We start from the raw sequence: 6,547 nt of genomic DNA on the forward strand, positions 1-6,547 counted from the left end.
AAAAGGAATCCACCACATCCACACCATAAAGGCGCAGACATGACGGGGTTGTGCATCATGCACTGGCTTTTAACACACTGTTGAGTTCTCAAGAAACGGACGCGTACTCCCCAACCTGCGAGAGGCGTTCATTTCGTGTTTTAATCTTAAGTGCTTGTCGACTTCGAGTCAAACCAGAGACTTGCTTGAAGTCGAGCAACCTAGCTAAGATTGTGCGCCCCGTCTCCGGGGCAACCCTCTTAACTTACCGTGCCATCCTGGGCTTGTCGAATCAACCGATTTTCCGGTGATCTGAGCGCACCCGAGACGACTCGTGCCAGCGAGCGCATGGGAGCGCCTGGCCGAGTGGCTCGTTTCTCAAGGGGGTTCGCCCTGGGGGCCCGTCCGCCTCATCGGCGTCCGGCTCACTCCCGGGGCGAAGAGAAGATTAGGTCGCCGTTCGCCCAACGTCAAATCGGCGTTCACGCCCGCTCTCTAGGTCTCTGCTGGACCTCTGGCGAGACCGGCCCTGATCTGCGAAAACGCGGATCAGATCGGAGACTCGAGGCGTCCAAGTCGCGGAAACCGGGGACATGGCAGGACATGTCCCCGGTTTCCGCGAGGGACATGGCGGGATATGTCGCGGCTTGGAGGCCATTGCGTGACATGCGGATGAGCTAGATGAGCTGGAGGTCGGGGCGGGCGACCCTGACTCCCGTGCGCGCCCTGGGCCGCAGTGGCTCGAGTACCGTTCCGCCGGACATCAACTGAGTCCCGTGCACGGACTGGGACCGAGCGCGGGCCGAGCAGATGGCGGACCGAGCAGATAGCGGGCCGAACGGATAGTGGGCCGAACGGATAGTGGACTGGACCTTGTGGACGGCCAGGGTGGACAAGTGGACGCCCATCAGCGCCAAGTCGCTCTTGGGGTACTGCGGCCTCTCCTCCAGGACCGGATCCCGGGCCGGACGGATCGCGAGCCGAAGGAGATCCCGAGCCGGACAGGGTCCATGGATCGCAAGCCGAGGGAGGTCCCGAGCCGGACGGATCGCGAGCCGGGCAGGGTGCTGGCCAGACGGGAGCCCAGAACGGAGGGATCGGACGGCATCCTGGACCGAGCAGATGGCGAACCGAACAGGAGCGCTGACCGAACATGAGAACGTGGCCCTGCGGGGATGGCTCCCTTTGAGCGCTGCGGGGATATCCAAGCTGAGTGGTGATCCACGATCTCACTGCATGCCTTCTACCAGGGACGATCGGGGCCGAGCGGCCGAGAAACTACACCGCTCTGCGAGACGTCATCACTGCGGGATGCCCGGCGTAGAGGCCCCGTGCGAGCTTTCACAGTTGCGAGGATGCCCGGTCGATCGCCGTCCCGCAGCGCCGGAGGAGGGAGCGCAGGGTGTCACGCTCCTCGGCGGTGAGTTCGTCCGCTATCGCCTGCTCTATCCGCACCGCCCGTTCGTCCGCCTCCTCCAGCGCGATGCGGCCGGTGTCCGTGAGCCGGGTCTCCAGGACATTGCCGTGCCATGGGTGCGGCGTACGTTCGACCAGCCCGCGTGTCTCGAGGTTTTTCAGCACCACGGTCATCGCCTGCGGAGTCACCAGGCAGGCTCGGGCGAGAGCGGCAGCCGAGATGCCGGGGTTGTCCGCTAACACGTAGAGCGTCGCGTACTGCGGCACCGTCAGCCCGGCGGGCCTGACCGCGATCTGCTTGGCGGCGATCAGTTCCTGCTCCGCTCGCTTGATGTCGAGGCCGAGGCGTTCCTCCGCGGGCATGCCCATGGTACGAGATGGTACAAGCAATCTAACATTGACGAGTATCAAAGCTTTGATAATGTGCTTAGCCGTACACCCGAATGAGGAGGCGACACGTGATTCCTGAGAGCCATCTGGACCTGTTGACCAGGCCGCTGTTCGCGCATCTGGCCACCATCGCGCCGGACGGGAAGCCACATGTGAACCCGGTCTGGACCGTGTGGGACGGGGAGTTCCTGCGCTTCACGACTACTACGGACCGCCAGAAGTACCGAAATGTCGCGGCAAATGGGAACCTGGCGGTTTCCATCAACGACCCCGACAAGCCGTACCGGTACCTAGAGGTCCGGGCCGTGGTGGAGCGGATCGACCCCGACCCCTCGGGAGACTTCTTCGACGTGCTCGCCACCCGCTACGGCCTGCCGTACGACCGGCCGGTGGGCGACGCGGAGCGGCGGGTGGTGATCGTCGCCCGGCCGACACGTACGACCAGCCAGTGAAACGATCAGCCATCGACCGGTGAAGCCCGGGGGCGGTCGCCATGGCCGGAGCCGCCGCCCCGCCCTCCGCCCCGGCCGCCGCCCGAGCGGGTCGGGGGTGCGAGACGGCTGGGAGTGGGCGAGACCGCTGCGGGTGGACGGTGCTGGTCAGGCTCGCCGGCGACCGCCCGCGTGGGTGACGGCCTGGCCAAGGCCCACGCGAACGGCAAGCCCGGCATCCAGCGGGCCGGCGCCTCGGCTGTTACTGCGCGAACGACGCTGCTCGAACGAAATCATGCTGGGCGAACGCATCACGCTGGGCGCACCGTCACGCTCAGCGAACGAAATCACGCTCCGCGAACGAACCATGCCGGGCGAACGAAATCACGCTCCGCGAACGAGCCAGGCCGAGCGACGACGGGTCAAGACCCAGCGGCCAGTCAAGACCCACTAGAACAAAAACCCACCAGCAAGCGTGAGCGCCCGCACCTGCGCCGGCGAGACGAACAGCTCCGCCGCCATCCCAGCCTCCCGAGCCGCGACCACATTGACCTCGTTGTCGTCGAAGAACAGCACCTCCCCCGGCTCCACCCCCAGCCGCTCCGCGCAGATCTCGTACGCCCGCCGGTCCGGCTTCGCCACCCCGATCCGGCACGAGTACGTCAACGACGTGAACCGTCCCAGCCAGTCACCGTGCCGCGCCTCCCACACCGGCACCAGGTCCGGGATGATGTTCGACAGCAGCCCCAGCGTCCGCCCCCGATCGGCCAGCTCGTGCACCACGGCGACCATCTCGTCGTCCACGTGGCACCAGCTCTCCAGGTCGGCCGCCATCAGCGCGTCCACGTCGGCGAACCGCGTGCCCAGCCGCCCGGCGACCGCCGCCCAGTACGTCAGAGCGTCCTGACCGGCGTCATAGTCGGGCCGGCACCCCCAGTACGCCTCCCAGAAGCTCTCCCCCGGCACTCCGGCGAGGTCGACCAGGCCCTGTTTGGCGTCAGCCGTCTGGACGCGGGCGATAACTCCGTAAAGGTCGAACACGATCACTTCAGGCATAAATCTGAGCCTATGCGCGTATTCTGCCCCGGTGACCACCGCCTCCACCCTCGCCCCTCCAGCCCGGCCAGTCGTACGTCCTCGCAGGTCGAGCCCGTGGTGGGTGGCCGGAATCGGCGGAGTCGTGGCGTTCGCCGGCTCGGGCTCCGCCTCCCTGAACGGTGACGAGCTGGCCACGATCAGTGCCGCGTCCCGGTCGCTGCCGGGGCTGTGGGAGCTGGCGCGGCACATCGACGGTCATTTCCTGCCGTACTACCTGTTCATGCAGCTCTGGGCGAAGGCCGGGACGGCGGAGCTGTGGCTGCGGCTGCCGTCGGCGCTGGCGATCGGGGTCGCCGCGTGGTTCCTGGTGGACCTGGGGCGGCGGCTGCACGGTACGTGGGCGGGGGTGACGGCCGGCCTGCTGTTCGCGGCGCTGCCATCGGTGTCGTACTACGGCGCCTTCGCCCGCTCGTACGCGCCCGCGGCCGCCGCGGTGGTCTTCTCGTTCTGGGCCCTTCACCGCACCACACGGGCACAGCAGCGGGCCACGCATGCCCAGCAGCAGGCGGAACAGCGGGCGGAGCGTACGCCCTGGGTGGTCTACGCGGTGGCGGTGGGGTTGGTGTGCTGCACGCACCTGTTCGCGGTGCTCGTGCTGCCCGCTCAGTTGGTCGCCGCCGTCGCGCTGCTCCCCCGCCGTACCGTGCTCCTGAGGTGGGCGCCCGCGGTCGCCGTCGGCTGCCTGCCCGCGCTCGTGCTCGGTCTGGTCGGGTACGGCGAGCGGCACGCGATCAGCTGGATCCCGCAGCGCGGGCCGGAGGTGCTGCTGAAGTTCCCGAAGATGGCGGCGGGGAGCACCGAGGTGGGGGTGGTGCTGTTCGTGGTGGCACTGGCCGGTGTGGTGCTGCTGCGCAACAGGGCGTGGGCCGGGACGTTGCTGGGCTGGCTGGTGCTGCCGCCCGTCCTGCTGCTGGCCGTGTCGCATCTGGTGACGCCGGTCTATGTGGACCGGTACCTGTTCGTCGCCGCGCCCGCTCTGGCGTTGCTGGCGGGGATCGCGGTGGCGAGTGTGCCGCGGGGTGGGGTGGTGGCCTGCTGCGGGCTGGTGATGGTCGCCGTGGCGGTGGGTGTACCGCAGCAGGTGGAGGTGCGGGAGGCCAACGGGCGCTTCGAGGACTTTCCGTGGGCCGTGCGGAAGGTGGACGGGCGGCCGGGGGACGCGATCGTGTTCGGGCAGAGCTCGGTGCGGGCGGGGTTCGACTACTACCGTGACGGGTCGATGCCGGACGACGTGCTGCGGCTGGGGTCCGCTCCGGAGGCGGAGGGGTTCGGCTTTCCGGAGCGCGATGACGTCGCCGCCGCGCTGGCCGATCGGGAGCGGGTCTGGGTCGTGTGGCGCGGGGTCAAGTCCGCGGGGCAGAAGCTGCCGCGGGTGAAGGCCGTACGGGAGGCGGGCTACGAGCAGAGCGGGGCGTGGCACTCGGCGGAGACGCCCGGCCTCACCGTGGCCCTGTTCGCCCACAGATAGGGCCCACAGACAGAACGGGCCCTTTCCGTACAACCAAGGAAAGGGCCCAAGGAACGACGCGGTCAGCCGACCTCGACGCCGCCGACCGCCTTCTTGCCGCGCCGCAGCACCATGAACCGCCCGTGCAGCAGGTCCGAGGCCTCAGGCACGTACGACTCGTCGGTGATCTTGACGTTGTTGAGGTACGCGCCGCCCTCCTTCACCGCCCGCCTGGCCGCCGACTTCGACTCCACCAGCCCGCTGTCCGCCAGCAGGTCCACGAACGGCGCCCCGAGAGCCGGAACCGTCGCCTTCGGCACCTCGGCCAGCGCCGCCGCCAGCGTCGAGCCCGGCAGCTCTTCGAGCGACCCCTGGCCGAACAGCGCCTTGGACGCCGCCACGACCGCCGCCAGTTCGTCGGCGCCGTGGACGAGCGTGGTCAGGTCCTCGGCCAGCGTCCGCTGCGCCTCGCGGGCGAACGGGCGGTCGGCGACCGCCTTCTCCAGCGCCTCGATCTCCTCGCGCTCGCGGAAGGTGAACACCTTCAGGAAGCGCACCACGTCGCGGTCGTCGGCGTTGAGGAAGTACTGGTAGAAGGCGTAGGGAGAGGTCAGCGCGCCGTCGAGCCAGACCGACCCGCCCGCGGTCTTGCCGAACTTGGTGCCGTCGGCCTTGGTGATCAGCTTGCCGGTCAGGGCGTGCACGTGGCCGCCCTCGACCCGCCTGACCAGGTCGACGCCGGCGGTGATGTTGCCCCACTGGTCGCTGCCGCCGACCTGGAGCGTGCAGCCGTTGCGCCGGTAGAGCTCCAGGTAGTCGTTGGCCTGCAGGATCTGGTAGCTGAACTCGGTGTAGCTGAGTCCCTCACCGGCGAGCCGGGCCGATACCGACTCGCGGGCGAGCATCCGGTTGACGGGGAAATGCTTGCCGATGTCGCGCAGGAAGTCGATGGCCGACATCTCGGCGGTCCAGTCCAGGTTGCTGACGAGCGCGGCCGAGGTGGGGCCGTCGTCGAAGGTCAGGAACTTCTCCACCTGCACCCGGATCCGGGAGACCCATTCCTCCACGACCTCGGTGGTGTTGAGTACGCGTTCGGTGCTGCGGCCACTGGGGTCGCCGATCAGGCCGGTGGCGCCGCCGACCAGGCCGATCGGCTTGTGGCCCGCCCGCTGGAAGCGGGTCAGGATCAGCAGCGTGGCCAGGTTGCCCATGTGCAGGGACGGCGCGGTCGGGTCGAAGCCCGCATAGACCGTGATCGGACCCTTCGACAGCGCCCCGCGCAGGGCGTCGATGTCGGTGGTCTGCGCGAGGACGTCGCGCCATTCGAGCTCATCGAGAATGTCGGTCACGGTGCTGGCTTTCCAGGAGACGTCGAGTGGTTACAGAGTGCCCGATCGCGCCGGATCTCCGCCACTTGGATACTCTCGGTCGCCATGTGGAAGGTCCGTCGCGAGCTGGCCGTTTTCAAGATCCTAGGGGCTCTGGCGTGTGCCGGTCTCGCCCTGTTCTGGTACGTCCAGGGTGATGTCCGCGGGGTGGTGCTGGCCGTACCGGCCGCCCTGCTGGTGGGGGCCATGGGGCTGCGTGACGTCCTGGTCCCGGTACGGCTGGTCGCCGACGAGAGCGGCGTCACCGTGGTGCACGGCTTCACCGGCCGGCGGGTCTGGTGCATTTGCTGGGGAGCGGTCACGGAGTGCGATTTCCAGGTGCGAGTGGGGCCGGGGCCGCATGGAGGGTGGTAGCGATCGCGTAACGCGTTGCGCGTGAGAACGGCCGTTCTGTCACG

General features: G+C 68.3%; 6 protein-coding genes. 3 read left to right on the forward strand and 3 right to left on the reverse strand.

Annotation, left to right across the window (positions count from 1 at the left end; genetic code table 11):
• Window positions 1-1,320: 1,320 nt before the first annotated feature.
• Window positions 1,321-1,764 (reverse strand): MarR family winged helix-turn-helix transcriptional regulator, encoded by a 444-nt coding sequence (locus tag LDL49_RS55980; RefSeq protein WP_225303113.1) that lies wholly within the window; start codon window positions 1,762-1,764, stop codon window positions 1,321-1,323.
• An 89-nt stretch (window positions 1,765-1,853) separates the two neighbouring features.
• Between LDL49_RS55980 and LDL49_RS55985 the strand changes: the two genes are divergently transcribed.
• Entirely contained in the window at window positions 1,854-2,237 is a 384-nt protein-coding gene (locus LDL49_RS55985) for a PPOX class F420-dependent oxidoreductase (protein ID WP_225303114.1), read from the forward strand.
• 429 nt (window positions 2,238-2,666) lie between these two features.
• On the opposite strand, the gene LDL49_RS55990 is transcribed toward LDL49_RS55985, so the two are convergent.
• The gene (locus LDL49_RS55990) at window positions 2,667-3,272 is read right to left on the reverse strand and encodes an HAD family hydrolase (protein WP_225303115.1); all 606 of its coding nucleotides are present in this window, start codon (window positions 3,270-3,272) and stop codon (window positions 2,667-2,669) included.
• A 31-nt stretch (window positions 3,273-3,303) separates the two neighbouring features.
• Between LDL49_RS55990 and LDL49_RS58100 the strand changes: the two genes are divergently transcribed.
• Window positions 3,304-4,782 (forward strand): glycosyltransferase family 39 protein, encoded by a 1,479-nt coding sequence (locus LDL49_RS58100; RefSeq protein WP_308016325.1) that lies wholly within the window; start codon window positions 3,304-3,306, stop codon window positions 4,780-4,782.
• Between the two features lie 62 nt (window positions 4,783-4,844).
• On the opposite strand, the gene tyrS is transcribed toward LDL49_RS58100, so the two are convergent.
• Window positions 4,845-6,110 carry a tyrosine--tRNA ligase gene (tyrS, locus tag LDL49_RS56000; RefSeq protein ID WP_225303116.1) on the reverse strand — a complete coding sequence of 422 codons (1,266 nt, stop codon included), beginning with the start codon at window positions 6,108-6,110 and terminating at the stop codon, window positions 4,845-4,847.
• A gap of 84 nt (window positions 6,111-6,194) precedes the next feature.
• On the opposite strand from tyrS, the gene LDL49_RS56005 reads away from it, so the two are divergent.
• A complete protein-coding gene (locus LDL49_RS56005; RefSeq protein ID WP_225303117.1) occupies window positions 6,195-6,503 on the forward strand; it encodes a hypothetical protein in 309 nt (102 codons plus the stop codon).
• Window positions 6,504-6,547: the final 44 nt, after the last annotated feature.

This window comes from Nonomuraea aurantiaca (assembly GCF_020215705.1).
Taxonomy (GTDB): Bacteria; Actinomycetota; Actinomycetes; order Streptosporangiales; family Streptosporangiaceae; genus Nonomuraea; species Nonomuraea aurantiaca.

Bases quoted from the DNA above. Each gene is read 5' to 3' on its own strand.
- LDL49_RS55990 (WP_225303115.1), bottom strand. From the start codon at position 3,272: ATGCCTGAAGTGATCGTGTTCGACCTTTACGGAGTTATCGCCCGCGTC.
- LDL49_RS56005 (WP_225303117.1), top strand. From the start codon at position 6,195: ATGTGGAAGGTCCGTCGCGAGCTGGCCGTTTTCAAGATCCTAGGGGCT.
- LDL49_RS55980 (WP_225303113.1), bottom strand. From the start codon at position 1,764: ATGGGCATGCCCGCGGAGGAACGCCTCGGCCTCGACATCAAGCGAGCG.